The organism is Nocardia sp. bgisy134, from assembly GCF_057708325.1.
On sequence record NZ_JBYIRW010000005.1, the window covers coordinates 1 to 25,162 of the forward strand.

The window sequence follows — 25,162 nt, forward strand, 5'->3', positions numbered from 1 at the left end:
TTTTTTTCTTTTTCCCCCCCCCCCCCCCCCCGCCCCGCCTGGGGGCTCTGCCCCCTAGCCCCCCGCTTGGTAGGTACCGAGTGGGCGCTATTTGGTAGGTGCCAGTGGGCACTTTTGGTGGGTGCCGATGCGTGCTGTTCGATAGGTGCCTGGTGGGGGCGTTGGCGGCGCGGCGCGCTATCTGGCGGGTGCCGAAGGGGGCTTGGTAGCGAGCGGCTGTTCGGTCGGCGTCGAGTGGATGCTTTGTGTCGTCTGCGGTGGTTGGTGGGGTCCGACTAGGCGCTTTCGATGGGGGGTTGCGGCTGTTCTGCGGGTTGGGGGAAGTGGGTTGTCGGTGCGGTTCGGTGGGAGGCGTTCGTGGGGCGGCTGGGTGTGGGGGCCTTATCTATATGTGTGCGCTGCGCGGGGGTGTGGGGTGGGGCGGTTCTGGAACTGGTTTCAGGTGGGGAAATGGGAAATGTGGTGCCGGAACGGGTTGATTCCTTGGAGGAACCTGTTCTAATTTTGGGCATGCGTAGATACGAGGGTCGTCGGGTTGTCGTCACCGGAGCTGGGTCGGGGATCGGGCAGGGGATCGCCCTGCGGCTGCTCGACGAGGGGGCGCAGTTGGTGGGGGTCGACATCGATCGGGCGGGGTTGGATGTCACCGCGGAGAAGGCGGGGGACGCGGGTGAGCGGTTTCGCGCGGTCGAGGTGAACATCGCCGATGCGGAGTCGGTGCGGGCGGGGACCACCGCGGCGCTCGAGTTTCTCGGCGGGCTGGATGTGCTGGTGAACGCGGCGGGGATTCTGAAGCCCGCGCGGACGCACGAGATGCCGCTGGACGCGTGGAACCAGGTCATCGCGGTCAACCTGACCGGAACCTTCCTCATGACGCAGAGCGCGCTGCCCGCCTTGCTGGACTCGGGGCACGGCGTGGTGGTCAATCTGTCCTCGACCGCGGCCTACAGCGCCGCGCCGTATCTCGCCGCGTACGCCGCGTCGAAGGGCGGGGTCAGCTCGTTCACTCATTCGATCGCGCTGGAATACGCCAAGCAGGGTTTGCGCGCGGTGAACATCGTGCCCGCGGGCATCACCAGTGGGATCACCACCAAGTCGATCCTCGATCAGCCCGAGGGCGTGGACTACAGCCTGTTCGCGCGGCTGACGGGCTGGCTCAACGGTGGCGCGCTCGGCACGCCGGAGGACATCGCGGGCGTGGTCGCGATGGTCGCTTCCGACGACGGCCGCTACATGACCGGCACCGAGATCCGCATCGACGGCGGCGCGTTGATGTGAGGGCCGCCGAGGTTCTCCTCGCGACGCCCGGACGCGCAGTCTGATTACGTAACTCCCATGGGTAACACCTCTGGCGTGCCGCCGCGGCACGCACGGTCGCTCTCGCTGTTCGCCGCCTGCCTGCTGGCGCTGGGTGCGCCGGGTCAGGCGCAGGCCGCCGAGCAGTGGGGGCCGCTGGCGCCGCCGAATCCGCACCTCGGTCCGAACGGCACGTCGACCATGCACGGCGACGCGGGGGCTTCGGACGCGACGCCGTTGGCGGGGCCCGGTCTGCGCGGGGTCGGCGCCTATCCGCTGGCCGCCGCGTGCCCGACGCTGCTTCAAGGCTCCGACGGGCTCGTCGTCGCGTTGTGCACCGCCATCGTGGGGCGGTCGCCGACGGTGCACCTGCTCGATCCGGGCGCCGGGCCGGTCGGCCGCTCGCTCGCCTCGCTGGAACTGTCCAAGGGCAGCCTGCTCGGCGGCGTGTACGTCTATCTGGACAACGCCGACCGTCTCGTCGTGGTGGACGGCGACCGTGCGCTGTTGCGTGTCGCGCACGCCAAGAGCTCCGGGGGCAGCTGGCAGCTGCGCGTCGACACGCGCACCGATCTCTCCGGCGCGATTCCCGCCGACGACAACGTGACCGGGTTGGTGCCCGATTGGTCGGGCAACGTCTGGTTCGCCACCGGCAAGGGACTCGTCGGCCTGGTCACTTCGGCGGGCGTGGCGACGACGGTGGCGCTGCCCGCCGGTGAACTGGTGGCCAACAGCATCTCGGCGGCGCCGAGCGGGCGGATCGCCGTGGCGACCACGCACGCCCTCTACGAACTCCACGCCGACGCGTCCGGACGGCCCGAGGTGATCTGGCGCGCGGCCTACGACCGCGGCTCCGCGCGTAAACCGGGACAGCTCAGCTGGGGCACCGGCTCCACCCCGACCTACTTCGGCCCGCGCACCGGCGCCGATTACCTCACCATCGTGGACAACGCCGACGGACAAGTGCGGGTGCTCGTCTACGCCTCGGGCACCGGGCAGCCGGTGTGCTCACAGCCGGTGCTGACCGAGGGCGGCGCGGGCAGCGAGAATTCGCCGATCGGCATCGGCGGGTCGGTGTTCGTGGCGAGCACCTACGGCTATCCGTATCCCGCGGTGCCGGAGGACGCGGGCCCGGCCGTGCCGCCGAGCGCGCCGTTCGCGGGCGGGATGACCCGGGTCGACATCGATGACGCGGGCGGCTGCCGCACGGTCTGGGAGAACACCGTCCGCAGCGCGGCCGTGCCGCACCTGTCCACCGCGGACGGATACCTCTACACGGTGACCAGGCGCGGTCTCGACGTCACCACACCACTGGACGGCTACGCGTTCACCGTCATCGATCCGGGCACCGGAGCAGTGGTCTCGAACACGCCGCTGCCCGGCACCATCGTGGACGATCCGCTTCAGATGTCCCCGCTCGTCACCGCGAGCGGGCGGGTGTTGCAGGGCACGGTTACCGGCGTTTTGCGGGTCGGCTGACCACCACGCACAAGCCTGTGGATATCCCGGGCATTTCTGTGGAAAACGTGTGCGGCGCAGGGAATGTGCGCCTGGTTGTGCACAACTCGCCCGATGGTCCGTGAAACTCCTTGCGCACCAGCGTGAGTGCCGGAGCCGCGTTGGTTCCAGGCATTGTTTCCGCTGGTAGAACGCCTATTCATGAAGTGCTGACACATCGTCCGGCCTGTGCATACGTGATCGGCGCCGCGCAGGGGACACGGAACCGCGCCCCGCTCACACCGACATCAGCCCGTTTATCCACAGGATGTGCGCACCGCGGTGATCAGTTCGCCTGGTCAGGCATAGCTGCGCGCCGCGCACTGCTGTGGAAATCCGCGGCGTTCGGCCCGGTCGCCAATCCGCGCTCGATCATCGCGAGGGTGCGCGCGATGGCCAGATCCCTCGCCTCCGGCCCCTGGTCGGGCATCGCCCGCTCGATGAGCAGCGAGGCCATGCCGTGCACCGCGGACCACGCCGCGAACTCGGCGTCCGGCCGGTGCGCGGGATCGGTGAAGCCGATCTCGACGAGCTCGTCCAGCAGATCCGAGAGCAGGTCGAAGGCGGGGGAGTCCCAGTCCTCCGGGCCGTCCTGTTCGCGGTTGCAGAACGCGGTGCGGAAGAGACCGGGCTCGCGCAGGGCGAAGACGATGTATCCGCGCCCGACCGCGAACAGGCGGGTCACCGCGTCGGCGTCGGGCGGGAACGTCTTGATGGTCTCGGCCATGGCATCGAACAGGGTCTGCTGCGCTTGCTCCTGCGCGGCGCCGAGCAGCTGCTCGTGATTGGTGAAGTGCCGGTAGGCGGCGGTGGGTGTGACGCCGACGCGGCGGGCGGCGGCGCGGACGGTGACCGCCTCGGGTCCGCCGGTCTCGGCGAGTTCCGCGGCCGCGTGCACCAGGGCATTGCGCAGGTCCCCGTGGTGATAGGGGCCTTCGCGGTGTGGGCGCCGCGCTGCCTGTTCGGTCGCTGATTCCGATGTCGTCACCTCTTCGATGTTGACACTCGCACACATCGGTGGCAAGTTAACACCCACAAAGTTTACGCATGCACACATGCCCGACTGGAGGCTCGACATGTTCGAACGACTCGGCCGCTACGTGGCCGGACATGCTCGCTGGATACTCGTGGCGAGCGTGCTCGCCCTGATCGCGGGCGGCGCGCTCGGCGTCACCGCGTTCAGCAAGATGCAACCCGGCGGTCAGGAGGATCCGAACGCGGAATCCAGCACCGCCACCGCGCAACTGGCCGACGAGTTCGGCGCCGACACCGATTACGTCTTCCTGATCCGCGCCGAGCAGGGCAGCGTCGACGCCGAGGCGATCGCCGGATTCGGCAGGGAACTCGCGCGCAGGCTGGCGGCCGACGATCGGCTCGTCAACGTGGTGTCGTACTGGGACACCGGCTCTCCCGCGATGCGCTCCGGCGACAGCACGGCCGCGGTCATCCTGGCCGGCGGGGCCGATCAGGATCCCACCAGGGAGACCGAGATCGCCGAGCAGATCGTCGCCGAATACCGCTTCGACGGCCCGATCGCCGACGTCAGGATCGGCGGCACCAACGCGATCTTCCACGCCATCACCGAACAGATCGGCGCGGATCTCGGCCTGGCCGAGGGCATCGCGGTGCCGCTGATCCTCGCGCTGCTGGTGCTGGCCTTCGGCAATGTGGTCGCCGCGCTGCTCACCATGGTGGTCGGCGGCGTCGCGATCCTCGGCACCTTCACCGAGCTGTCGATCCTCGGATCGATGACCGACGTGTCGGTGTACGCGGTGAACCTGACGACCGCGCTGGGTCTCGGCCTCGCCGTGGACTACGGGCTGCTCATGGTCAGCCGCTTCCGTGAACGGCGAGCGGCGGGCGCGTCACCCGACGACGCGGTGGTCGGCGCGGTGTCGACGGCCGGGCGCACCATCGTGTTCAGCGCGGCCACCGTCGCGGCGGCGCTCTCCTCGCTGGTGATCTTCCCGCAGTACTTCCTGCGCTCGTTCGCCTACGCGGGCATCGGTGTGGTCGCTATCTCGGCCACGGCCGCCGTGATCACGCTGCCCGCGCTGCTCGTCGCGCTCGGCGCCAAGTCCGACGCGTGGAAGATCCCGGGCGTGCGCGGTATCCGCGGCGACGCGGCGCCGTTCTGGGCGGGGGTGGCGAGCTTCGCGATGCGGCGTCCGCTGGTCACCGGCATCCCGGTGGTGGCGGCGCTGCTGCTGGCCGCGGCGCCGCTGCTGAACGTCCAGTTCGGTACGCCGGACGATCGCGTGCTGCCGACCAGTACCGACGTGCGCCAGGTCGGCGACGCGCTGCGCGATGATTTCGGCGGCGGTGACGCCAACGCGCTGTCCGTCGTCACGGCCTCGGGGGTCGAGGCGGGTCCGCTCGCCGAATACGCGGCCGCGGTCTCGCGAGTGACGCACGTCACTCAGGTCGATTCCAGCGCGGGCACTTTCGTCCGCGGCGAGCGCACCGCGAGTTCTCCCGCGGACGCCCGGTTCGCCAGGCCGGACGCCCAACGCCTCACTGTGCTCACCGATCTCGACCGAAACTCGGCCGAGGCGCGCGATCTCGTCGACCGGGTACGCGATGTGCCCGCTCCGGCAACGGCTCTCGTCGGCGGGCAGGTCGCCGAGCTGCGCGACAGCCTGGCTTCGATCGGATCGAGATTGCCGGTGGCTGTGGCGTGGATCGTGCTCACCACCTTCGTGCTGTTGTTCCTGTTCACCGGCAGCATCGTGCAGCCGTTGCGCGCGCTGCTGTCGAACGTGTTGAGCCTGGCGGCCACGCTCGGGTTGATGGTCTTCGTCTTCCAGGACGGGCACCTGTCCGGTCTGCTCGGATTCACGCCCGCGCCGCTGGACGTGTCGATGCTGCTGTTGTTGTTCTGCATCACATTCGGGTTGTCCATGGACTACGAGGTTTTCGTGATCAGCCGGATCAAGGAGATGCACGACAGGGGCGCGTCCACGCACGACGCCGTCGTCGAGGGGCTGGCTCGCACCGGCAGGTTGGTGACCACGGCGGCGGCGTTGATCTCGATCAGCTTCCTCGCCTTCGTCACGAGCGACGTGCGGTTCATCCAGTTCTTCGGACTCGGCGCGGGGCTGGCCATTCTGATCGACGCGACGCTGGTGCGCGGTGTGCTCGTTCCGGTGGCGATGCGGCTGCTCGGCCCGGCGGCCTGGTTCGCGCCGCGCCCACTGCGGTTGGTGCACGCGCGAATCGGTCTCGCGGAGGCGTGATCGTCAACACACCTGAATGCGTCCGGCCGGGTTTTCACGCTCGGCCGGACGCCGTCGTTTCAGTACCCGAAACCGGCTCGGCCCTGGCCTTTTGACCCACTGAGCGAGACGGTGAGGCGAAGGTCACACGGCCGCTTTCGATTGCGGTTTCGGTGCTGGGGTACCGCTCGGTACTCGGGTGCGGGCGCGCAATTCCGCGCCTGGCAACCATCCACTTCCGCCTGATGCGAGTACGTCGAATGCCATTGCGACCGGGTGTCGATCTTGTTTGGTCGGCGGTAAACAAACTTCGGGTCTTTTTTCACTCCCGGAACATGTAGTTACCAAAAATAGAGTTGACAAAACCGCAGGTAGATGCGTTGTTGTAGATACATACCGGTGCCCGAAAAATGCCTTGGCTAACCATTCCATAGCCCATTGTTCGGTGCGTGGAAGGGCTGATCGAATGGTTTTCGAGTGCCCTTCGGGCGGGTTTCGGAGGGTCGAAATTCGGGCGATCGAGCGTCAGCTACGAGTTAGCTGCCAGTATGAAAAACTGTGTGGTCAGAGGGGTTTGCTGGCGCGCTGCTTTATACGCTCGCCACCGGCGTGGAGGGTTGCGCGGGCATAACGATTGTGTAGAGTCGACGGTAACGCTGGCCGCAGCTGAGCAGCGACTCGCTGCGGCCAGCGGAACTCAAATGGGGGATATCGCAACCGATCTGATACATGGCGTTGCTGCCGATTGTCCGAGGCCGCGCCGATCAGCGTGTGCCCGAGGTTGTCTGCCAACTCTCCGCTTCTTCGACCGGTAAAGCCGCCGCCGCGTCCTGCGCCAGCGCCGCCCTTCGTCCCGCGCCGAACACGTAGGCGAGGAAAAGTGCCTCGGCCGCGAAGCCGATACCGATTCGCACCGGGGCGGGAAGCGGACTCGGCGTCACGAAACCCTCCAGCAGGCCCGACACGAACAGCACCCCGACCAAACCGAGCGCGATCGTCGCCGTCGCCCTGCCCTGCCGGGCGACCGCCTCGATGCGGCTCAGCCGACCGGGGTCGACGAGGGTCCAGCCCAGCTTCAGTCCCGCGCCACCCGCCACGAACACCGCGGTCAGCTCCAGGGTTCCGTGCGGAAGGATGAAGCCGAAGAACGAATCGAGCCGGTCCGCCTCGGCCATCAGCCCGGCGGTGATGCCGACGTTCATCGCGTTCATGAACAGCAGATACACCGCGGGCAGGATCAGCACGCCGGTGAACAGCGCGATCGCCGCCACCCACGCGTTGTTGGTCCACACCTGCGCGGCGAACGCGTCGTTCGGGTGCTCGGTGTAGTAGGTCTCGAACGCGCCGCCCGGCGCGGTGACCGCGGAGTTGTCGGCGGGAATGCCGAACAGCTCGCGAGCCCGGCCCGATCCCTCGATCCAGATCGCCAGCCATGCCGAGACCGCGACGAACAGCGCGGCCACCGACGCCCACCACGGCCACGCCCGGTAGACCGCGGCAGGGAAGCGGTGGGTGAAGAAGTGACCGATCTCACCCCAGGTGTCGGCGCGGGTGCCGAGCACCCGTCCGCGCGCCCTGGCCAGCAGGGCGCTGAGCCCGGCGATGAGTTCCGGATCGGGACTATGCGATTGCAGCCTGGCCAGCTGCTGTGACGTCCGCCGGTACAGCGCGACGAGTTCGTCGGACTCCGCCCCGCTCAGCTTGCGCCTGCGCGACAGCTGATCCAGCCGGTCCCAGGACCGCCGGTGCGCGTAACTGTATGCGTCTACGTCCATATCGGTTGCCTCCCACTACCGCCGGTCGCAAGAATGCTATCGAGATGGCTGAGTTCACCACCGGCGAAGCGGTCGCCCTCGAGCTTCCGATCGCGCGGATACCGACACGCGCCACCGCGTTCCTCATCGACCTGGTGGTGCAACTGACGCTGGGCGTGCTGTGCGTGGCCGTCGCGGGCCTCCTGGTGGTGCGCAGCGGCGCCGACCCGGCGTGGGGTGACGCGATCATGCTGACGACCGTCGTCGCGGTGCTGGTCGGCTATCCGGTGGCGTGGGAGACGCTCAGCCGCGGCCGGTCGCTCGGCAAGCTGGCGCTCGGGCTGCGGGTCGTCCGCACCGACGGCGGGCCCATCGATTTCCGCCACGCCATGACGCGCGGTCTGGCCGGCGTCATCGTCGACTTCTGGATGCTCGGCGGTTTCGGCGCCATCGCCGTGATCACCTCGATGTGCTCCCCGAACGCCCGGCGCGTCGGCGACGTGCTCGCGGGCACGGTCGTCGTGCACGCCCAGCGCGGACTGCCCGCGCCCGCCCTCGCCTTCGCGCCGCCCTGGCTCGTGGGCTGGGCCGCACGCCTCGACCTCTCCGGCATACCGGAGGATCTCGCCCTGGCCATTCGCCAGTACCTGACCCGCCTGCGCACCCTCACCCCGGCGGCCCAGGCGACCCTCGGCCAGGCTCTGGTCACCGCCCTCTGCGCCCACCTGCGCGTGCCCGTTCCACAGGGCTACCCGCCGATCCAGATCCTCGGCGCCATCGTCGCCGAACGCCAACGCCGCGCCCTCGCCCCACAGGCTCCCGGCCTCGTCCGCGTGGCGTAGCCGCTTTCCCACAGACCGTTCTCACGCCTCACAAGGCTGATGCCTATGTGAGGCGTACGAAGGTGTGTGAATCCAGCCGGGGACGGCGGGTGGTTCAGAGGGAGCCGGACTGTTTGAGTTCGAGGTATTCGTCGGCCAGCGCCTCGGGGAGGCGGTCCGGGGGTGCGGAGACGACCGCAATGCCCTTGCGGCGCAGGGATTCCTGTACCAGGGCGCGTTCGGCGAGGATCGTTTCCGCGGCGGCCGCGGCGTAGATGTCGTCGCGGGTGGTGGCGGCCGCGGCGACGTCGGGGTCGATCACCGAGACGATGAGGACGCGGTGGCGGTGCGCGAGGACGGGCAGCACCGGCAACAGGTTCTCCTCGACGGCCGCGCCGTCCAGGCTGGTGAACCACACCACCAGGCTGCGGCGGCGAGCCCGTTCGATGGTGGCGCGCACCAGCCCCGCGCTGTCGGTGTCGACGAGCGCGGGGGTCAGGCCCGCCAGCGCGTGCATGAGCTGGAGTTGCAGGCGGTTGCCGCGCACGCCGCGCACCTCGGTGCGGACGGTGCGGTCGTAGGCGAGCAGATCGACGCCGTCGCCCGCCGCCGCGGCCAGCCCGCCGAGCAGCAACGCGGCTTCGATCGCGGCGTCGAGACGGGTGCCTTCGCCGACCCGGCCCGCGCTGACCCGCCCGGTGTCCAGCAGCATCAGCACGTGCCGGTTGCGCTCGGGGCGCCAGGTGCGCACCAGCACGTCGGTGGCGCGTGCGGTGGCGCGCCAGTCGATGGAGCGCACATCGTCGCCCGCGACGTACTCGCGGAACGAATCGAATTCGCTGCCCTGGCCGCGGGTGTTGGCGACGTTGCGGCCCTCGAGGTGTTGCAGCCGCTTCACTTTCGAGCGCATCAGCCGCTCGCTGCGGAACGCGGGCAGCGCCCGCACCCGGGCGGGCACGGTGCGCCTGGTCTGCCTGCCCGCCAGGCCGAGCGGGCCGAGCAGCCGCAATGTCACCGGACCCGCGACGCGGTCGCCGCGGTGCACCGGCCGCAGCGAGGTACGCAGCCGCACCTTGGTGTTGGGCGCGAGTTCCAGGGTGTGCCTGCGGTTTTCGGTGCGCGCGCTGCGCGGCCAGTCGTCCCAGAGCAGGCCACGCACCGTGTGTGCGCCGGTGTTCACGACGGTGAGCTCCACCTCGGTGGCGCGGCCCTGCCGCACGGCGGTCAGCTCCGGCCTGGTCAGCGTCAGGTCGCCCGCCGCGCCCGCCGCGACCAGGTCGACGAGCACCGCGATCGCCAGCGCGGCGCACGCCAGCGCGACGCCGTACCAGGACGGCAGCACGACAGCCACGAACAACCCGAGCACCGCCGCGACGGTGACCAGACGACCGGTGACGACCACGGCTAGACCGGAACCGGGACCGAGCCGAGCAGCGAGGACATGACGCCCTCGGTGGTGACACCGTCCAGCTCCGCCTCCGGCCGCAAGTGCAGCCGGTGCCGCAGCACCGCCACCGCGACGAACTTCACGTCGTCGGGCGTGACGAAGCCGCGCCCGTTCAACCACGCGAACGCCCGCGAGGCCGCCATCAGCGCGGTCGCGCCGCGTGTCGACGCGCCGTGCTGCACGGCGGGCGCGGTGCGGGTGGCCCGGCACAGGTCGACGGTGTAGGCCAGCACCTCGGGACTGATCGTCACGGTGGCGATGGCGGCACGCGCGGCGGCGATGTGCGCGGGCCCGGCCACCGGCCGCAACCCGGCCGCCGCGAGATCGCGCGGGTCGAAACCGGCCGCGTGCCGTTGCAGGACGCGGAATTCGTCGTCGCGCCCGGGCAATTGGATGTCGACCTTGAACAGGAACCGGTCCAGCTGCGCCTCCGGCAGCGGATAGGTGCCCTCTTGTTCGATCGGGTTCTGCGTGGCGATCACGACGAACGGGTCGGGCAGCGGCTGCGGCTTGCCGTCGACCGAGACCTGCCGCTCCTCCATCGATTCCAGCAGCGCGGACTGGGTTTTGGGCGGCGTGCGGTTGATCTCGTCGGCGAGCAGCAGATTGGTGAACACCGGGCCGTGCCGGAAGGTGAACTCGGCCGAATGCGGGTCGTAGATCTGCGATCCCGTGACATCGCCGGGCATCAGGTCGGGCGTGAATTGCACCCGCGCGTACTCCAGATCGAGCGCGGTGGCCAGCGCGCGGACGAGCAGCGTCTTCGCCACGCCCGGTACGCCTTCCAGTAGCACGTGACCGCGGCACAGCAAGGCGAGCACGAGGTACATGACCGCGTTGTCGTTGCCGACCACCGCCTTGCCGATCTCCGCGCGCAGCGCGCCGAACGCCGCGCCGGCCTGCTCGGCGGTGGCGGCCTTCGTGATGTCCGTGGTCATCCGACCTCCTGTACTCGGCGGGCGTTCCCGCGTCTCGTCGGCCGGGTGAGCGCGAGGCGATAGTCGCTCATGCCTCCGCCTCGCTGGCGCTCCGCTGCGGCATGCGCGCCGCGCGCTGGCACATGATTCGCTCACTTCGTTCGCTCATCCGATCTCCGTCTCGATCCATTCCAGTTGTGCGGCGACGATGTGCAGCGCGCCCGCGTCCGGCACCGGGCCGAAGAACGCGTTCCCGACCAGCTGCCGGTCCGCGCCGATGCGTGCCGTGACGGCCGCGACGAGCAGGTCGGGCGGCGCGTCGGCGCCCATCCCGAGCAGCGGCCGCAGCCTGCGTAGCGTGGCCGCGCGCAGTTTCGCCGCGACGTACTCGTGGTCGCGGGAGCGGCGATACAGCGCGGCCTGGCCCGCGAGCAGTTCGTTCGCGGCGACCTCCACCGGGCGCGGTTCGCCGACCAGCGCGCCACGCCGCCGGGCCCGCCACCACACCAGCAGCGCGGCGGCGATCAGAAACTGCAAGCCGCCGAAGGCGAGCGGCGCGGGCAGCCGGGCGAAGATCGAGTCCTGGCCGGGGCCGATGTCCGGCCGGTCGATATCGCCGTTGGAGGGCGGCGGCTGCGGGGGCGGGATGTCGGGCGGCGGTTTCGGCGCGGTGGGCGCGCCGCAGGATTGCATCGCGCCGTAGACGATCAGCAGGAGCACGGCCACCGCGGCGAGCGCGGCCCAGAACTTCGGATCGCGCAATAGTGCAGGCAGCGGCGGCAGCTTGCGGCGGGTGCGTGGCGCGGTCTCCACCGGCGTCAGCTCGGTGGGTTCGGCGACGGGAGGCGGGGCCTCGGCCGAGAAGCGGTCGGCGTATTCGAGCCTGCGGTACTCGTCCTCGGTGGCCGTGCGGCCGCCGTAGACCACCTCGTCGAAACTGCGTGCGGCGGGCTGGAGTTCGGTGGTGACCTCCAGCGGCAGCACCGACGAGACGTCGTCGACCGTCTCGTCGGCGGTCCGGGAGCGGCGCACTTCGAGCACACCGCGTTGTTCCATGCCGCGCAGCACGGCGCGGAAGCGCTCGCGCAGCGCGCGGTCGTAGTCGCGGCGCTGGGCGGCTTCCTCGGCGGCGGCGCGGTGGTCGGCGGCCGGACCGAGGCGCGGGGGCGGCGGGGTCTCGGGATGCGTCACCGCGCGCCTCCGGACGGGATCCGGATGTCCAGACCTTCGCGGCGGCACCGCAGATCGATGTAGGACGCCACCCGCGTGCTGGCCTCGACGATCTCGCCGAAGGCGACGAGCAGCAGCGCCGCCGAGGTGAGCAGCACGATCACCGGCCAGCGGTGGGTGCCGGAGAAGTCCGAGACGAACCACGGAATCGCCAGCAGCGGAACGGCGAGCAGCGTGAACAACAGACGCTGACTCAACCACAGCCCGGTCAGCGACCATTCCGAGCCGCCGACAAGGAGTTTCGTGCGGCGCACCGCGTTGCCGTGCGAGCCGTGCTCGGCGAACAGCACCGGCGCGACCAGGAACCGCTTGGCGCGCAGGTAGCCGAGCCAGATCACCGCGAACGGAAAGGTGATGATCAGAATCGCGCCGACGGACAGGACGCCGATACCGACGAGGGTGAACAGCAGCTGCCCGATCAGCAGCGCGGGTGCGGTCCCGCGCAGCCGGACCAGCGCGGCCCGCCATCCGATACGCTCGCCCGCGATGCTCGCCAACCCGACCGGCACCGTCACGCCGCGCAGCAGCAGGCGGAGGAACCACGCGCCGACCACGGTCGACAGGATCGCCGCCCACGCGGTGCCCGCGTCGGACCCGTCGGTCGCCTCGGAGACGCTCGCGGTGATCACCACGACGACGACCTCGGCCACCACCAGTCCGGCCGCCGCCGTACCGGCCAGCGTGGCGATGTTGGCCTGAATCAGGGCGAACGGCAGGTCGAGCAGTTCGCGGAAGGTCAGCGGCCGGATCGGCACCGTCGTTCCAGGGGACCCTGGTACCGGATCGCTCCCCGCCCCAACGGCACCGGCCGGGTCAGCGGCTGGTAACACGCGGCCGAGTCTAATGGGCACCGCGGCCGGGCGTCAGGGCTGGAGGAGGCAGCGCAGCGTAATCACGCAGGCCCCGAGGCTGTCACACCATTGGGTACAGCGGCACCGAGCCCGCTATCAGGTTCGCGTCAGCGTTCCAGCAGACGAGCGACCACATGGCGGTAGCGCTCCGGGTCGATCGGCGGGATGCCGAGCAGCGCCCGCAGGTACACCCCGTCGCCGACGAGCCGGATGATGTCGGCGCGCACCGGGTCGTCGATCTCGGCGTCCAGGCTGTCGGACCAGGAGGTCATGAGTTCGGTCAGCGCCCGCTGGACATTGTCGAGGTCGGGACCGGAATTGGCGTCGATGGTGCGCATGGTGGCGAGCAGCGAGCGGTAGAGCTCGAGTTCCACGGCATCAGCGGCGTTGTCCTGGTTGGGGGTTTGGAGATACCACTCCGTCGCGGAAATGCCTTTGGCTCGCGCGTCGGTGAGCTGCTGGGTGGCCCGTTCGCCGACTCGGCGGACCAAGCCCGCGAGCAGCGAGTCCTTGCTCTTGAAGTGATAGAGCAGCCCGCCTTTGGAGACGCCCGCCGCGGCGGCCACGTTCTCCAGCGTCACCTGGGACATGCCTTTGTCCAGCAGCAACGTCTCCAGTGCGTCCAGGATCCGGTCGCGGGTGTTTGCCGTCACGCGAGGAACTATACCGGCTGGACGGTAAGGTGCTGTACTGTACCGTCTGGACGGTAAATGAACCTGACGACGAAAGTCGAGAAAGTCGATGAACGCCCAGACCTCAACCGCGGCCACCGCCGCGTCGACAACCACGCCCGCCCCGCCGCGCGCCACCGCGCGCGAGTGGGCGGGCCTCGCCGTACTCGCCCTCGCCCTGCTGCTGCTCGCGGTAGACGCCACCGTTCTGGACCTCGCGGTGCCCGCCATCAGCGCCGACCTCGCACCGACCACCCCGCAGCTGCTGTGGATCATCGACGTGTACTCGTTCGTGCTCGCCGGTCTGCTCGTGGTGATGGGCAATCTCGGCGACCGGATCGGGCGGCGCAGGTTGCTGCTCATCGGCGCGGTCGGCTTCGGCCTCGCCTCCGCTGTCGCGGCATGGGCGGTCTCGCCGCACATGCTCATCGCGGCGCGCGTGCTGCAAGGCGTCGCCGGCGCGACGTTGATGCCCGCGACCCTCGGCCTGATCCGGTCGATGTTCCTCGATCCGCGTCAGCGCACCGTCGCGATCGCGGTGTGGAGCGCGATGGCCGGTGGCGGCGCGGCGGCCGGTCCGCTGCTCGGCGGCTGGCTGCTCGAGCACTACTGGTGGGGTTCGGTGTTCCTGGTGAACCTGCCGGTCATGCTGGTGCTCGTAGCGCTGGGTCCGGTGCTGATCCCGGAATCACGCGACCCGAATCCGGGCCGCTTCGATCTGCCGAGCGCGGTGCTGTCGATGCTGGCCCTCGTGCCGCTCGTGTACGCGGTGAAGGAAGCCGCGGCGCACGGTCCGAGCGCGGCGCTGGTCGCCGTCGGCGCGGTGGGTGTGCTCGCGGGCGTGCTTTTCGTGCGCAGGCAGCGCAGGCTCGCGCACCCGATGCTGGACCTGAAGCTGTTCGCGCTGCCCAGGTTCCGCACCGCGGTGGTGACCAACCTGCTCGCGGTGTTCGCGTTGGCGGGCGTGCTGTTCTTCGGCTCGCAGTATCTGCAGCTGGTGCTCGGCAGGTCACCGATGCAGGCCGGTCTGCTGTTGCTGCCGGGGCTGGTGGCCAGCGTGGCCGCCTCGCTCGCGGCCGCCTGGCTGCTGCGGCGCTGGCGGCCGGGCGCGGTGCTGGCGGGCGCGCTGGTGACGGCGGCCCTCGGCGCGGTGCTGTTCCGCTGGCTCAGCCCCGACGCCGCGACCAGCACGGTGCTGTTCGTCCTCGGGTTCCTCGGCATCGGCGCGGGCGTCGGTGTGGCGCTGACGGTGTCGTCGGACCTGGTGATCAGCTCCGCCCCGGCGGAGCGAGCGGGCGCGGCGGCGGCGGTCTCCGAGACCGCCTACGAGACCGGCATCGCGCTCGGCGTCGCGCTGCTCGGCAGCGTGGTCATGGCGATCTTCCGCAACGGTCTCGACGTGTCCGAGTTGCCCGCGGAGTCGGCTGGTCCCGCGTCCGAATCCCTCGGCGCCGCCACCGAATTCGCCCGTCAGCTCCCGGAGGCCGCGGCCGAGACCTTCCTGGTCTCGGTGCACGAGGCCTTCGTCTCCGGCATCCACCTGGCCGCGCTCGGCACCGCGTCGGTGCTGCTGATCGCCGCCTGGGTGGCGTTCCGCCTGCGCGCGGCGCGTTCGTGATGCAGCGAGGACTCGCACCCCTGGTGGGTGCGAGTCCGTCGCGTTCGTCGTGTGATCACTTCAGCAGGGCCGTGCTCGGTGCGACAGGGAGACCCGGCCTTCAGTGCGGGTGGGTGGTCGGCGTCACGAGGCGGCGCGTCTTCCCGAGTTCCGATCAGGAAGCGCTGTGGCGCCGTCGGTTTCAGCGTGGCCGTGCCAGGGTGGTCGGTGCGATGCGGCCGCGCAGGGTGACCGACTCGCCCAGCTGCCAGTGCTCGCCCTCGCCCGCGTCCGCGGCGGCGACGGTCGACCCGGACGCCAGCAGCAGCCCCGAATCCTGTTTGGCGAGTTCGCACAGCCGCGCGGCCTCGTTGACCGCGTCGCCGATGACGGTGAATTCGTAGCGCTGGTGCGCGCCGACATTGCCCGCGACCACGCGTCCCGCCGCCACGCCGAGACTCGCGGTGAGCTCCGGGATTTCGCCGAGACGCACGCGGATGGCGCGGGCGCAGGACAGGGCCGCGCCCGCCGCGTCGGGCAGGGGAGTGGGGGTGCCGAAGACCGCGAGCGCCGCGTCGCCCTCGAACTTGTTGAGCAGCCCGCCGCAGCGCTCGACCTCGTCCACCACGAGCCCGAAGAAGCGGTTCAGTAGCGCGACGGTCTCGGTGGCGGATCGGGTCGCGGTGATCGTCGTCGAGCCGATGATGTCGATGAACAGTGCCGCCGCGTCGGTTTCCACGCCGCCCAGCTCCGGCTCGGCGGCCAGCGCGGCGTCCGCGACGTCCTGGCCGACGTGCCTGCCGAACAGGTCGCGGATCTGTTCGCGCTCCCGCAACCCCTGCACCATGTGGTTGAAACCGCTTTGCAGCTCGCCCAATTCGGTGCCGTCGTACACCGCGAGCCGGATGTCCAGATCGCCCTTCTCCACCTGGCGCATCGCCTGGCGCACCCCGCGGATCGGCGCCACGGTGGCGGCCAGGGTCTGGGTCATCAGCAGCAGGCCGAACACCAGCGTGGCGCCGCCGAGCGCGAGCACGCACACGGCCAAGCGCTCGGCGCTCACGTCCGAACGGCCCAGCGCGAGCACGGCGATCACCATCAGTCCGGCCACCGGCACGCCGGAGCCGAGCATCCAGGCCAGCAGCGAGCGCCCGAAGACGCCGATGCCGCGGCGGCGATGGGCGGGCGCGGCCTCGAGCACCCGCGTCGTCACCGGTCGCAGCGCGAACTCGATGATCAGATAGCTGTTCGCGCACACCACGATCGCGCTGATGCCGACGGCGAACGCGACCTTCGGGATCAGTTCCGGATCCGCCAATCCGTACAGCGTCGTGAGCAGGACGAGCCCGCCGAACCACAGCAGACCCTGCTGCACCACCAGCGACCGGGGCACGGCGGCCGCGGCCGCCTGTTCGGCCTCGGTGGGGACGTGATCGAGATCGGTCGCCCAGCGCAGGGCGCGCAGTCCGCGCGTCGTGCCCCACCCCATGCCGAAGGCCATCGCCAGCCCGGCGTAGACGGGTGCGGCGATCACGTCGAGCAGCAGCAGGTCGCGGGTGAACACCGAGGGGCCGGGCAGCACGAACCCGCCGAGCGCGATCGAGACGACCATGCCTGTGACGTTGGCGAGGAGCAGCGGCACCGTCAGCAGCAGCTGAATTCGCAGCCGGCGCATCCGCGAGGATTCCTGCGCTGACCCGAGCAGCCGCGAACCCCACGGCGCGGTCCGCGTCGACACCTCACCCACCACCGGCATGCGTGCAGAGTAGAACGCCGCGCGCGAACCCACTCGGAGATCTCTGGCGGACGGGATGCAGGCCAGTGCGCGCTCGGCAGGATCGGGTCTCCGCACGAACGGCGCGACATCGCCCGGACCGCGCGGCCGATCGCTCGATCAGCGGCCGGGAGGAAGCTCCCGTCGGCCGGAGCCCGGCAGTTCCCGCTGCTCGCGCGCGGTCAGCTCGTCGTGGTGCGCCACGGGCGGCAGTCCGTAGTACGGCCCGTATCCCTGGTGGAGCGCGGCGTACCGCGGATCGTGCGCCGCCGGGTGCGGCGCGTCGACCACGGTCGAGGCGATGCGGTGCGCGTGCCAGGCCTCCGGCGAGCCGGGCGGCAGCTGGTAGCCGGCCTGCGGCGTGACCGCCTGCGGCTGGGCCGGTGCGTGCGAATCCTGCGAGTCCACCGTCACCTTCCTGGTGCGGCGCAGCGTGAAGGTGATCTCCTCCACCTCCTCGAACGCCTGCCGCGCGGTGCGCAGCGGGTGCGTCGCGGTGTCGATCGCGTTGGCGACGAATGAGGGCACCAGCGGCCGGATCCAGCGTGCCGCGGTATCGGTGAACGGCACGGTGCCGATGATCGGCAATTCCAGGCCGCCGCCCTTGGGCTCCTCGGTTCTCGGCGCGACCGGGGCGAGCGCGCCCGCGCCCGTGATCGGTGCGAGCGGAGCCGCGCCGACGGTCGCGGGCAGGTTCGGTGTCACGATCCCGTCCTGAGACACGGAACTGTCCTTTCGATCGGCAGCCGGTGCGGCTGGCAGTTCGGGGTGCCTCGGCTTGTCGAGGCCACGCGGTTCGGAGATGCCGATCTCCAGCCCGCCGATGGCCGCGATGATCCGGGTGCGCTGGCGCTCCCTGTCGATGGCGGTGTCGGCCTCCACGGCGAGCCGGGCGGCGGTGAGCTGCTGTTCGGCGCGCATCTGCTCGGCCTCCGCGCGCACCTCGGCCTGCTTGACCGCGATGGCCGCGTCGGCTTCGCGTTCGGCGCGGTCGACCACGGCGCGGGCGGCGGCGTGCCGGTCGAACGAGGTCTCTCCGCGCCACCAGCGCAGCAGCAGCGGCAGCAGGGCGAGCAGCACGAAGGAGATCAGGCTCGCCAGCCGCAGCAGCAGCGCGCCGCCGGTCGCCGCGGTGTGGTCGTTCATCGCGACCCAGCGCGCGCCCAGCCCCCGATCACCGTCCGTGAAGGCGGCGGATCGGGCTGCGGCCGTTGCCCTTTCGGCCTCGGGCAGGCGCTGGTCCAGCGCGGCCGCCCGGTCCTGCGCCGCAGCGAGCCGGTGGCGGGCGTCGTCGAGCATCTCGTTGGCGGTCTGGGATTCCGGTCCCCGGCCTGGCACGCCGGTGATCCGGGTCTGCGGGCATTCCGGGGTCGGATTGAATTCGCACCGCGCGATCACCAGTGCGCGGTCGATATCCGCCTGCGCGGCGGCGATGGTCTGATCCAGCGCGGTGCGGTCGGCGCGCGCCCGGTCGAGGTCGGCGCGGGCGGCGGCCACCGCGGGTGCGGATTCGACGGCGGCGTGGGCCTTTTCGTCGAGTACGCGGTTCACCGAACCGCCGAACAACGCCGTGCTCGCCAGTTCGCCCAGCAGCACGCCCGCGAGGATCGCCACCGCGATGCGCCCGGCCAACCCGAGCCGGTCGGGCATGCGGCCGGGCCGCGCGGTGGCGAGCGCGCGGCCGACGGTGCCCGCGAGCAGCGCGACGATCAGCGCGACCGGCACGATGGCGAACAGCGGCCAGCCGTCGGTCACAGCCAGCGCCAGGGTCGTCACGACCCCCGCTACCAGCGCGAACAGTGCGACCGCCGCACCGGTGACGGCGTAGCTGGCGCGTTCGTGGCGTTCGGTGAGTTCACCGGTCTGACCTCCGCCGAGCCAGGTGAACAAGCCGGTGACGGTCATGGGATCTCACATCCTCTACGTCCCAGTCGTATGGCAGCTTGGCGAAACTGTCACAGATTCGTTGTCCCAGCGTGACAGGCAGTAGCCCGACACACCGAGTACGGCCCAGTGGATGTGGCAAGGCTCACAGCGAAGGCGGCGGTTTCGCCTAACCTGACTGGGTGATTCGTTGTCCAGCGAACGGGCGGGAGTATGCGCGCACTCGCGGCGGCACTGCTGTCGGCGGTGCTGCTCGTGTGGGCCGCGGGTAGCGCTCGGCCGGTTCCCGGCGAGCCGATGGACAGGTCACTCGACCGGCTCGTCGTCCTGATCGCCGAGCGTCTCGACACCGCCGACGCCGTCGCCGCCGCCAAGTGGGCCGACGCCGCGCGCGACGGATCGGCGCCGACCATCGACGACCCGGCCCGCGAGGCGGAGGTCTACGACGCGATGGCGCGCCTCGGCGTGGCCAAGGGGCTGCCCGAAAACTGGGTCAGGCGGGTGTTTTTCGGCCAGATCGAGGCCAGTAAGACGGTGCAATACGGCCTGATCACGCGCTGGCGGTTCGACCCCGCGGGCGCCCCGAGTACGCCACCGGATCTGACCGACGTGCGTCCGACGATCGATCGGCTGAACGCGGCGATCATCGACCAACTTGCCGAGCACCGGGCCGAACTGGCCGCGCCGGACTGCATGGAACGGCTGTCGCACGGCGTGTTCGCCCTGCTCGAGGCCATGGATCCGCTGCATCGGCTGGCGCTGATCCGGGCCGCTTCCGCACTGTGCTGAGCGACGGTCGCCGAGCGTCCGGCGCGGTGTGTTCAAGACCACTGATCTTGTTTGCTGAAAATGTGCTGTAAAGCACAAAGCGCAAAAGAATCCGGACGGTCGGATACCTCCTGAGGCTTGTCACACCCCTGTCGTAAATATCTCATCGAGGTCGCGCGCGAGTTAGCCGCAGCACAAGTGGTTTGCCGTCCTCCGGGCAGGGGAAATCATCTTCGATGCAGGTGAGCGCCTGTTCTCGGGGTTGTTCGGCCTCGCGGGGCGGTCGCGCGGTGGGCCGTGTCCACCACTCGGCACCGGGTGCCGGGGGATCGATCCAGGTCCATTCGCTGCTTTACACTGGACGACGCGCACACGTGGAGGACCGTATGAAGAAGCCCAGCTAGACCAGGTTATTAGTGCTACCTAAGTTGGTTGGGCCCCGGACCTGACTTATCGTTTGCTCTTACGCCGAACACGAAAAGCTCGGCAACCATCGCCCGCTCGGGCTCACCAAGCAGGTGCCCAGAGTAGCGGGTGAACACCCGCGCGGAGGTAAGGAACACGTAAGCGTTCCGTTACCTACGAGCACCCACTTATCCATCGCGGGTGGACAACTGGAGACGTGACTGCACGCCGAAGACCATCAGCGCGGCTGGCTTCGGAACGTACGGGCGCAGTCTTGACGGAGGCGTTCGACGAAAGGCCGTTTTTCATCGAAGGCCACTTTCTTGAAGGCAGAGGCATGACGCAACTTCCTGGCCACAGGTCACCTGGACCCATCGGTCTCTACGACCCGGCGAACGAACACGACGCTTGCGGCGTCGCATTCGTCGTCGATATGCACGGCCGCCGCAGCCGCGACATCGTGGACAAGGCTATTACGGCACTGTTGAACCTGGAGCACCGTGGTGCTGCGGGCGCCGAGCCGAACTCCGGCGACGGCGCGGGCATCCTGATCCAGATCCCGGACCGTTTCTTCCGCGCGATCGTGGACTTCGAGCTGCCCGCCGAAGGGTCCTACGCGTCCGGCATCGCCTTCCTGCCGCAGGCTCGCCGCGAGGCCGCGCGCGCCGCCTACGGCGTGGAGAAGATCGTCAAGGAAGAGGGCCTCGAGGTTCTCGGCTGGCGCGAGGTGCCGATCGACGAGTCGTCGCTCGGCGCGCTGTCGCGCGACGCCATGCCGACCTTCCGTCAGATCTTCATCGCGTCCCCGCAGGGCGCCGCCGAGCAGCTGTCCGGCATGGACCTGGAGCGTCGCGCCTACGTCATCCGCAAGCGCGTCGAGCACGAGCTCGGCTCGGCGGGCGCGGGCCAGGGCGCCGTCGGCAAGGAGTCGGTGTACTTCCCGAGCCTGTCCGGCCAGACCTTCGTCTACAAGGGCATGTTCACCACGCCCCAGCTGCGCGCCTTCTATCTGGACCTGCAGGACGGCCGGGTGGAGTCCTCCCTCGGCATCGTGCACTCCCGGTTCTCCACGAACACCTTCCCGTCGTGGCCGCTCGCGCACCCGTTCCGCCGGGTGGCGCACAACGGTGAGATCAACACCGTCACCGGCAACGAGAACTGGATGCGCGCCCGTGAGGCGCTGCTGAACAGCGACGTGTTCGGGACCGACTCCGCGGGCAAGAACCGCTTGGAGAAGATCTTCCCCGTCTGTACCCCGGGGGCGAGCGACACGGCCCGCTTCGACGAGGTGCTGGAACTGCTGCACCTCGGCGGCCGCAGCCTGCCCCACGCCGTGCTGATGATGATTCCCGAGGCCTGGGAACGCAACGAGAACATGGACCCGCAGCGGCGGGCGTTCTACGAGTACCACTCGATGCTGATGGAGCCGTGGGACGGCCCCGCATCGGTGTGCTTCACCGACGGCACCGTGATCGGCGCCGTACTCGACCGCAACGGCCTGCGTCCGAGCCGGATCTGGGTCACCGAGGACGGCCTCGTCGTGATGGCCTCCGAGGTCGGCGTGCTCGACATCGACCAGTCCAAGGTCGTCAAGAAGGCCCGCCTGCAGCCGGGCCGCATGTTCCTGGTGGACACCTCCAAGGGCCGCATCGTCACCGACGACGAGTTCAAGACCGAGCTCGCCGCCGAGCACCCGTACCAGCAGTGGCTGGACGAGGGCGTGACCCGCCTGGCGGATCTGCCGGACCGTCCGCACGTGCACATGTCGCACGACCGCGTGCTGATCCGTCAGCAGATCTTCGGATACACCAACGAAGAGCTGAACCTGCTGATCTCGCCGATGGCCAAGTCCGGCCTCGAGGCGCTCGGCTCGATGGGCACCGACACCCCGATCGCGGTGCTCTCGGCGCGCCCGCGCCTGCTGTTCGACTACTTCTCGCAGCTGTTCGCGCAGGTGACCAACCCGCCGCTGGACGCGATCCGGGAAGAGGTCGTCACCAGCCTCAAGCGCAACATCGGTCCCGAGGCCGATCTGATGCACCCCGGCCCCGAGTCGTGCAAGCAGATCGCCATCGAGCAGCCGATCCTGGACAACGACGAGCTGGCCAAGCTCGTGCACATCAACGACGACGGCTCGCGTCCCGAGCTGCGTTCGGTGGTCGTGCGCGGTCTGTACCCGGTGAAGAAGGGTGGCAAGGGCCTGCGCAAGGCGCTCGAAGCCATCAACACCCAGGTCTCGGCGGCCATCGACGGTGGAGCGCGGATCATCGTGCTCTCCGACCGCGAATCCAACGAGAAGCTGGCGCCGATCCCGTCGCTGCTGCTGACCTCCTCGGTGCACCACCACCTGGTGCGCGAGCGCACCCGCACCAAGGTCGGCCTGATCGTGGAGGCCGGTGACGCCCGCGAGGTGCACCACATGGCCATGCTGGTCGGCTTCGGCGCGGCCGCGATCAACCCGTACATGGCCTTCGAGACGATCGAGGACATGCTGGAGCGCGGCGCGCTCGACCTCGGCACCGGCAGCCTGGAGGCCGACTACCGCAAGGCCGTCGCCAACTACAACAAGGCGGCGGGCAAGGGCGTGCTGAAGGTGATGTCCAAGATGGGCATCTCCACCCTGGCCTCCTACAACGGCGCGCAGCTGTTCCAGGTGATCGGCCTGTCGCAGGAACTGGTGAACGAGTACTTCACCGGCCTGCGCTCGCACCTGGACGGCATCGGCCTGGACGAGATCGCCGACGACGTGGCGGCGCGGCACCGGGTGGCGTTCCTGGAGAACCGCAACGAGCGCGCGCACCGCGAGCTCGAGGTGGGCGGCGAGTACCAGTGGCGTCGCGAGGGCGAATACCACCTGTTCAACCCGGACACCGTCTTCAAGCTGCAGCACGCGACCCGCTCGGGCCAGTACTCGATCTTCAAGGAGTACACCAAGCTGGTCGACGACCAGTCCGAGCGACTGGCCTCGCTGCGCGGCCTGTTCAAGTTCAAGTCCGGTCAGCGCGCGCCGATCTCGATCGACGAGGTCGAGCCCGCCTCGGAGATCGTGAAGCGGTTCTCCACCGGCGCGATGAGCTACGGCTCCATCTCGGCCGAGGCGCACGAGACCCTCGCGATCGCGATGAACCGGCTCGGCGGCCGCTCGAACTCCGGTGAGGGCGGCGAGCACCCGGCCCGCTTCGAGGTCGAGGAGAACGGCGACTGGCGTCGTTCGGCGATCAAGCAGGTGGCCTCGGGTCGCTTCGGCGTCACCGCGCACTACCTGACCAACTGCACCGACATCCAGATCAAGATGGCCCAGGGCGCCAAGCCGGGCGAGGGCGGCCAGCTGCCCGCGCACAAGGTGTACCCGTGGGTCGCCGAGGTGCGGCACTCGACGCCGGGCGTCGGCCTGATCTCGCCGCCGCCGCACCACGACATCTACTCGATCGAGGACCTGGCGCAGCTGATCCACGACCTGAAGAACGCGAACCCGCAGGCGCGGATTCACGTGAAACTTGTCGCGGAGCCCGGCGTCGGCACCGTCGCCGCGGGTGTGTCGAAGGCGCACGCGGACGTCGTGCTGATCTCCGGCCACGACGGCGGCACCGGCGCGTCCCCGCTGACCTCGCTCAAGCACGCGGGCGGTCCCTGGGAGCTCGGCCTCGCCGAGACCCAGCAGACGCTGCTGCTGAACGGTCTGCGCGATCGCATCGTGGTGCAGGTCGACGGTCAGATGAAGACCGGCCGCGACGTCGTGATCGCCGCGCTGCTCGGCGCCGAGGAGTACGGCTTCGCGACCGCTCCGCTGGTGGTCTCGGGCTGCATCATGATGCGCGTCTGCCACCTCGACACCTGCCCCGTCGGTGTCGCCACGCAGAACCCGGTGCTGCGCGAACGCTTCACCGGCAAGGCGGAATTCGTCGAGAACTTCTTCCTGTTCATCGCCGAAGAGGTCCGCGAACTGCTGGCGTCGCTCGGCTTCCGCACGCTGGACGAGGCCATCGGCCGGGTCGACATGCTCGACACCGCCAAGGCCAAGGAGCACTGGAAGGCCAGCAAGCTCGACCTGTCGCCGATCCTGGACGACGTCGAGACGGCGTTCATGTACCAGGACCGCCGCTGCACCAAGTCGCAGGACCACGGCCTGGACAAGGCGCTGGACCAGCAGCTGATCACGCAGAGCCGGGACGCGCTGGAGCGCGGCCAGGCGGTGAAGTTCGAGACCAAGATCACGAACGTGAACCGCACGGTCGGGACCATGCTCGGCCACGAGGTGACCAAGCTGTACGGCGGCACCGGCCTGCCGGACGACACCATCGACATCACGTTCACCGGTTCCGCGGGCAACAGCTTCGGCGCCTTCGTGCCGGCGGGCATCACGCTGCGGGTGCAGGGTGACGCGAACGACTATGTCGGCAAGGGCCTTTCGGGCGGTCACATCGTCGTGCGCCCGTCGCAGAGCGCGCCGTCGGACTTCGTCGCCGACCAGAACATCATCGCGGGCAACGTGATCCTGTTCGGCGCCACCAGCGGCAAGGCGTTCATCAGCGGCGTGGTCGGCGAGCGTTTCGCCGTGCGCAACTCGGGCGCCACCGCGGTGGTCGAGGGCGTGGGCGACCACGGCCTCGAGTACATGACCGGTGGCCGGGTGGTCATCCTCGGCGAGACCGGACGCAACTTCGGCGCCGGTATGTCCGGCGGTGTCGCGTTCGTCTACGACCCGGAAGGCACGTTCGCCGCGCGGGTCAACCCGGAACAGACCGACGCGATCGAGCAGCTCGCGGGTGACGACTTCACCTGGCTGCACGACATCGTGACCGAGCACCGTGACCAGACGGGTTCGGCTGTCGCCGATCGCATCCTGAGCGATTGGTCGCAGCAGGTGAACCACTTCGTCAAGGTCATGCCGCGCGAATACAAGAAGGTTTTGCTCGCCATCTCCGAAGCTGAGAAGAGCGGCAAGGACGTGGACGAAGCGATCATGGAGGCCGCACGTGGATAACGCGCGACGCTTGCAGAAGCCGAGTCCGACTTCGATAGGCGAGAATACGGA

General features: G+C 69.6%; 16 protein-coding genes. 7 read left to right on the plus strand and 9 right to left on the minus strand.

What is annotated here, in order from left to right:
* Positions 1 to 510: 510 nt before the first annotated feature.
* Together AC3ERS_RS10895 and AC3ERS_RS10900 are read left to right on the plus strand one after the other, a co-directional pair.
* Entirely contained in the window at positions 511 to 1,278 is a 768-nt protein-coding gene (locus AC3ERS_RS10895) for an SDR family NAD(P)-dependent oxidoreductase (protein ID WP_431966195.1), read from the plus strand.
* A 57-nt stretch (positions 1,279 to 1,335) separates the two neighbouring features.
* Positions 1,336 to 2,775 (plus strand): hypothetical protein, encoded by a 1,440-nt coding sequence (locus tag AC3ERS_RS10900; RefSeq protein ID WP_431966197.1) that lies wholly within the window; start codon positions 1,336 to 1,338, stop codon positions 2,773 to 2,775.
* Positions 2,776 to 3,079: 304 nt separating this feature from the next.
* Here the strand turns inward: AC3ERS_RS10900 and AC3ERS_RS10905 are convergent, their stop codons facing one another.
* Positions 3,080 to 3,781 (minus strand): TetR/AcrR family transcriptional regulator, encoded by a 702-nt coding sequence (locus AC3ERS_RS10905; RefSeq protein ID WP_431966199.1) that lies wholly within the window; start codon positions 3,779 to 3,781, stop codon positions 3,080 to 3,082.
* Between the two features lie 67 nt (positions 3,782 to 3,848).
* Here AC3ERS_RS10905 and AC3ERS_RS10910 point away from each other — a divergent pair, with 67 nt between their 5' ends.
* Positions 3,849 to 6,029 carry an MMPL family transporter gene (locus tag AC3ERS_RS10910; protein ID WP_431966202.1) on the plus strand — a complete coding sequence of 727 codons (2,181 nt, stop codon included), beginning with the start codon at positions 3,849 to 3,851 and terminating at the stop codon, positions 6,027 to 6,029.
* A gap of 743 nt (positions 6,030 to 6,772) precedes the next feature.
* On the opposite strand, the gene AC3ERS_RS10915 is transcribed toward AC3ERS_RS10910, so the two are convergent.
* The gene (locus tag AC3ERS_RS10915) at positions 6,773 to 7,783 is read right to left on the minus strand and encodes a stage II sporulation protein M (RefSeq protein WP_431966204.1); all 1,011 of its coding nucleotides are present in this window, start codon (positions 7,781 to 7,783) and stop codon (positions 6,773 to 6,775) included.
* A 44-nt stretch (positions 7,784 to 7,827) separates the two neighbouring features.
* On the opposite strand from AC3ERS_RS10915, the gene AC3ERS_RS10920 reads away from it, so the two are divergent.
* A complete protein-coding gene (locus AC3ERS_RS10920; protein WP_431966206.1) occupies positions 7,828 to 8,604 on the plus strand; it encodes an RDD family protein in 777 nt (258 codons plus the stop codon).
* 94 nt (positions 8,605 to 8,698) lie between these two features.
* Here AC3ERS_RS10920 and AC3ERS_RS10925 read toward each other — a convergent pair whose 3' ends face one another.
* The 5 genes from AC3ERS_RS10925 to AC3ERS_RS10945 all read right to left on the minus strand — a co-directional run bounded on the left by AC3ERS_RS10925 (position 8,699) and on the right by AC3ERS_RS10945 (position 13,681).
* Positions 8,699 to 9,985, minus strand: a complete 1,287-nt coding sequence (locus AC3ERS_RS10925; protein WP_431966208.1) for a DUF58 domain-containing protein — start codon at positions 9,983 to 9,985, stop codon at positions 8,699 to 8,701.
* A 2-nt stretch (positions 9,986 to 9,987) separates the two neighbouring features.
* Positions 9,988 to 10,968 carry an AAA family ATPase gene (locus tag AC3ERS_RS10930; protein ID WP_431966210.1) on the minus strand — a complete coding sequence of 327 codons (981 nt, stop codon included), beginning with the start codon at positions 10,966 to 10,968 and terminating at the stop codon, positions 9,988 to 9,990.
* 144 nt (positions 10,969 to 11,112) lie between these two features.
* Positions 11,113 to 12,138: a DUF4129 domain-containing protein gene (locus AC3ERS_RS10935; protein WP_431966212.1), complete on the minus strand. Its 1,026-nt coding sequence runs from the start codon at positions 12,136 to 12,138 to the stop codon at positions 11,113 to 11,115.
* Positions 12,135 to 12,932 carry a hypothetical protein gene (locus AC3ERS_RS10940; RefSeq protein WP_431966214.1) on the minus strand — a complete coding sequence of 266 codons (798 nt, stop codon included), beginning with the start codon at positions 12,930 to 12,932 and terminating at the stop codon, positions 12,135 to 12,137. The genes AC3ERS_RS10935 and AC3ERS_RS10940 overlap by 4 nt, the downstream gene beginning before the upstream one ends.
* Positions 12,933 to 13,135: 203 nt before the next feature.
* Positions 13,136 to 13,681, minus strand: coding sequence for a TetR/AcrR family transcriptional regulator (locus AC3ERS_RS10945; RefSeq protein ID WP_431966216.1), 546 nt, complete (start codon positions 13,679 to 13,681; stop codon positions 13,136 to 13,138).
* Positions 13,682 to 13,769: 88 nt separating this feature from the next.
* On the opposite strand from AC3ERS_RS10945, the gene AC3ERS_RS10950 reads away from it, so the two are divergent.
* Complete coding sequence (locus AC3ERS_RS10950) at positions 13,770 to 15,317, plus strand: MFS transporter (protein ID WP_431966218.1); 1,548 nt, start codon at positions 13,770 to 13,772, stop codon at positions 15,315 to 15,317.
* Positions 15,318 to 15,498: 181 nt separating this feature from the next.
* Here AC3ERS_RS10950 and AC3ERS_RS10955 read toward each other — a convergent pair whose 3' ends face one another.
* Positions 15,499 to 17,052, minus strand: a complete 1,554-nt coding sequence (locus AC3ERS_RS10955) for an adenylate/guanylate cyclase domain-containing protein (RefSeq protein WP_431966220.1) — start codon at positions 17,050 to 17,052, stop codon at positions 15,499 to 15,501.
* 138 nt (positions 17,053 to 17,190) lie between these two features.
* On the minus strand, positions 17,191 to 18,975 hold the full coding sequence (locus AC3ERS_RS10960) for a DUF4407 domain-containing protein (RefSeq protein WP_431966222.1): 1,785 nt from the start codon (positions 18,973 to 18,975) through the stop codon (positions 17,191 to 17,193).
* Positions 18,976 to 19,167: 192 nt separating this feature from the next.
* On the opposite strand from AC3ERS_RS10960, the gene aroQ reads away from it, so the two are divergent.
* Complete coding sequence (gene aroQ, locus AC3ERS_RS10965; protein ID WP_431966224.1) at positions 19,168 to 19,743, plus strand: gamma subclass chorismate mutase AroQ; 576 nt, start codon at positions 19,168 to 19,170, stop codon at positions 19,741 to 19,743.
* A 721-nt stretch (positions 19,744 to 20,464) separates the two neighbouring features.
* Complete coding sequence (gene gltB / locus AC3ERS_RS10970) at positions 20,465 to 25,111, plus strand: glutamate synthase large subunit (RefSeq protein WP_431966226.1); 4,647 nt, start codon at positions 20,465 to 20,467, stop codon at positions 25,109 to 25,111.
* Positions 25,112 to 25,162 lie beyond the last annotated feature (51 nt).

What these genes read in the sequence shown, in the direction of transcription:
- AC3ERS_RS10920 (WP_431966206.1), top strand. Translation starts at nt 7,828, where the DNA reads ATGGCTGAGTTCACCACCGGCGAAGCGGTCGCCCTCGAGCTTCCGATC.
- AC3ERS_RS10960 (WP_431966222.1), bottom strand. Translation starts at nt 18,975, where the DNA reads ATGACCGTCACCGGCTTGTTCACCTGGCTCGGCGGAGGTCAGACCGGT.
- aroQ (WP_431966224.1), top strand. Translation starts at nt 19,168, where the DNA reads ATGCGCGCACTCGCGGCGGCACTGCTGTCGGCGGTGCTGCTCGTGTGG.
- AC3ERS_RS10950 (WP_431966218.1), top strand. Translation starts at nt 13,770, where the DNA reads ATGAACGCCCAGACCTCAACCGCGGCCACCGCCGCGTCGACAACCACG.
- AC3ERS_RS10895 (WP_431966195.1), top strand. Translation starts at nt 511, where the DNA reads ATGCGTAGATACGAGGGTCGTCGGGTTGTCGTCACCGGAGCTGGGTCG.
- AC3ERS_RS10930 (WP_431966210.1), bottom strand. Translation starts at nt 10,968, where the DNA reads ATGACCACGGACATCACGAAGGCCGCCACCGCCGAGCAGGCCGGCGCG.
- AC3ERS_RS10915 (WP_431966204.1), bottom strand. Translation starts at nt 7,783, where the DNA reads ATGGACGTAGACGCATACAGTTACGCGCACCGGCGGTCCTGGGACCGG.
- AC3ERS_RS10910 (WP_431966202.1), top strand. Translation starts at nt 3,849, where the DNA reads ATGCCCGACTGGAGGCTCGACATGTTCGAACGACTCGGCCGCTACGTG.
- gltB (WP_431966226.1), top strand. Translation starts at nt 20,465, where the DNA reads ATGACGCAACTTCCTGGCCACAGGTCACCTGGACCCATCGGTCTCTAC.
- AC3ERS_RS10900 (WP_431966197.1), top strand. Translation starts at nt 1,336, where the DNA reads ATGGGTAACACCTCTGGCGTGCCGCCGCGGCACGCACGGTCGCTCTCG.
- AC3ERS_RS10955 (WP_431966220.1), bottom strand. Translation starts at nt 17,052, where the DNA reads ATGCCGGTGGTGGGTGAGGTGTCGACGCGGACCGCGCCGTGGGGTTCG.